The sequence below is a fragment of the Roseateles sp. P5_B10 genome, assembly GCF_056400485.1.
Genome location: NZ_JBFULE010000699.1, coordinates 1 through 2,763, shown reverse-complemented (window position 1 = coordinate 2,763; position 2,763 = coordinate 1). Strand labels below are relative to the sequence as shown.

General features: G+C 66.3%; 3 protein-coding genes. All 3 read left to right on the top strand.

Annotated features, from left to right (window positions below):
* Positions 1-243: ribosome-binding factor A (locus AC1DU6_RS26190; protein ID WP_477860695.1), on the top strand; the 243-nt coding region annotated here is incomplete at its 5' end.
* A complete protein-coding gene (gene truB, locus AC1DU6_RS26185; protein WP_477860693.1) occupies positions 236-1,192 on the top strand; it encodes a tRNA pseudouridine(55) synthase TruB in 957 nt (318 codons plus the stop codon). The genes AC1DU6_RS26190 and truB, both read left to right, overlap by 8 nt.
* Before the next feature lie 24 nt (positions 1,193-1,216).
* Positions 1,217-2,763: translational GTPase TypA (gene typA, locus AC1DU6_RS26180; RefSeq protein WP_477860691.1), on the top strand; the 1,547-nt coding region annotated here is incomplete at its 3' end.

The following is a 2,763-nucleotide window of genomic DNA, read 5'->3' as shown; positions in this document are numbered from 1 at the left end:
GACTACGCCCATGCCAAGGTGTTCTTCTCGGTACTGGTCGGTGACCCGAAGGAAACGCAGGAAGCGCTGAACGAGGCCGCGGGTTTCCTGCGCAACGGCCTGTTCAAGCGCCTGCAGATCCACACGGTGCCGACGCTGCACTTCCAGTTCGACCGCACCATCGAGCGTGCCGCCGAGATGAGTGCGCTGATCAACAGGGCCAACGCGACACGCGCTTTGGAAGACGAGGAGCCGAATGACTGAGGCTGTCGTCACTGCGAGGCCTGCTCGGGTACGCATCCAGCGTCGCCCGCTGCATGGCGTGTTGTTGCTCGACAAGCCGCTGGGCTTGTCGAGCAACGACGCGTTGCAGAAAGCCAAGTGGCTGCTGCGCGCCGAGAAGGCCGGGCATACCGGCACGCTGGACCCGCTGGCCACCGGCCTGCTGCCGCTGTGCTTTGGCGCCGCGACCAAGTTCAGCCAGGTCAGCCTCGACGCCGACAAGCGCTATCTCGCAACCCTGGCGCTGGGCATCCGCACGACCACCGGCGACGCCGAAGGCGAGGTGCTGGAGCGCCGTGACGCCGACGGCATCACGCAAGCGCAGATCGCTGCCGCCTGCGCCGCCTTCACCGGCGAGATCGACCAGATGCCGCCGATGTACTCGGCGCTCAAGCACGAGGGCAAGGCGCTGTACGAATACGCCCGCGCCGGCATCGAGATCGAGCGCAAGAGCCGTCGCGTGACGATTCATGCCATAGCCATCGTCAGCGTGCAGGCTGGCACCGTGACCCTCGACGTCCGCTGCACCAAAGGCACCTACATCCGCACGCTGGCCGAAGACATTGGCACTGCACTCGGTTGTGGCGCTTCGCTGGCCGCACTGCGCCGCACCGGCTCCGGCAGCCTGACGCTGGACGGCAGCATCACGCTCAGCGGCCTGGAAGCCCTGCCCGAAGAACAACGCGCCGCGCTGCTGACCTCGCCCGACCGCCTGCTGGCCGAAGCCCCCGAGCTTCGTCTGCCTGCCGACGAGGCCGCACGCTTCCTGTCTGGGCTGCGCCGCCGCGTGACCGCAGCCGACGCCGAGCGCGTGCGCGTCTACGGCCCCGAACCCCGCGCCTTCCTCGGCAGCGCCCACATCTCCTCTGGCGAACTGATCGCCGACCGCCTGTTGACCCCGCCGGAGGTCCAGGCTCTGCTTTCCGCCTGACCCGGTTTTCTTCCAAGCATCACCATGACCACCCCGATCCGCAACATTGCCATCATTGCCCACGTCGACCACGGCAAAACCACCATGGTCGACCAGCTCCTGCGCCAGAGCGGTACCTTCGCCGACCACGAAAAGGTCGTCGACACCGTCATGGACAGCAACGCCATCGAACGCGAGCGTGGCATCACCATCCTGGCCAAGAACTGCGCGGTGTCGTGGGGCGGCACGCACATCAACATCGTCGACACGCCCGGACACGCGGACTTCGGCGGTGAAGTCGAGCGCGCACTGTCCATGGTCGACGGCGTGGTGCTGCTGATCGATGCCCAGGAAGGCCCGATGCCGCAGACGCGCTTCGTGACCAAGAAGGCGCTGGCCCTGGGCCTGAAGCCCATCGTCGTGGTCAACAAGGTCGACAAGCCGGGCGCCAAGCCCGACGCCGTCATCAATGCCGCTTTCGACCTGTTCGACAAGCTGGGCGCCACCGACGAGCAGCTCGACTTCCCGGTCGTCTACGCCTCCGGCATCAACGGCTGGACCTCGCTGACCGAAGGCGCGCCCGGCGAGCAGTGGGGCCCCGATATGTCGGCCCTGTTCGACACGGTGCTGAAGCACGTGMCCGCCCAGTCGGGTGATCCCGCTGCACCCCTGCAACTGCAGATCTCGGCGCTGGACTTCTCCACCTTCGTCGGCCGCATCGGCGTGGGCCGCATCAGCCAGGGCACCATCAAGACCGGCATGCAGGTCGTCGTGATGGAAGGTCCGGACGGCAAGGCTGTCAACGGCCGCATCAACCAGGTGTTGACCTTCCACGGCCTGGACCGCGTGCAGGTCACCGACGCCGGCCCGGGCAACATCGTGCTGATCAACGGCATCGAGGACATCGGCATCGGCGTGACCGTGACCGACCCGGCCAACCCGTCGCCGCTGCCCATGCTGAAGGTCGACGAGCCGACGCTGACGATGAACTTCTGCGTCAACACCAGCCCGCTGGCCGGCCGCGAAGGCAAGTTCGTCACCAGCCGCCAGATCTGGGACCGCCTGCAGAAGGAACTGCAGCACAACGTGGCCCTGCGCGTGAAGGAGACCGACGAAGACGGCATCTTCGAGGTCTGCGGCCGCGGTGAACTGCACCTGACCATCCTGCTGGAAAACATGCGCCGTGAAGGCTATGAGCTGGCCGTCTCCAAGCCGCGCGTGATGTTCAAGGACGTCGACGGCGAGAAGCAGGAGCCGATGGAGCTGGTGACAGCCGACGTGGAAGAAATCCACCAGGGCGGCGTCATGCAGGCGCTGGGCCTGCGCAAGGGCGAAATGCTCAACATGGAGCCGGACGGCCATGGCCGCGTGCGCCTGGAGTACCGCATCCCGGCCCGTGGCCTGATCGGCTTCAGCAACGAGTTCATGAACCTGACCCGCGGCTCGGGCCTGATCTCGTCGATCTTCGACGGCTACGAGGCCCACAAGGGTGACATCGGCGGCCGCAAGAACGGCGTACTGATCTCCATGGACGACGGCGAAATCTTCACCTACGCCCTGGGCAAGCTGGACGATCGCGGCCGCATGTTCGT

What these genes read in the sequence shown, in the direction of transcription:
- truB (WP_477860693.1), top strand. Translation starts at nt 236, where the DNA reads ATGACTGAGGCTGTCGTCACTGCGAGGCCTGCTCGGGTACGCATCCAG.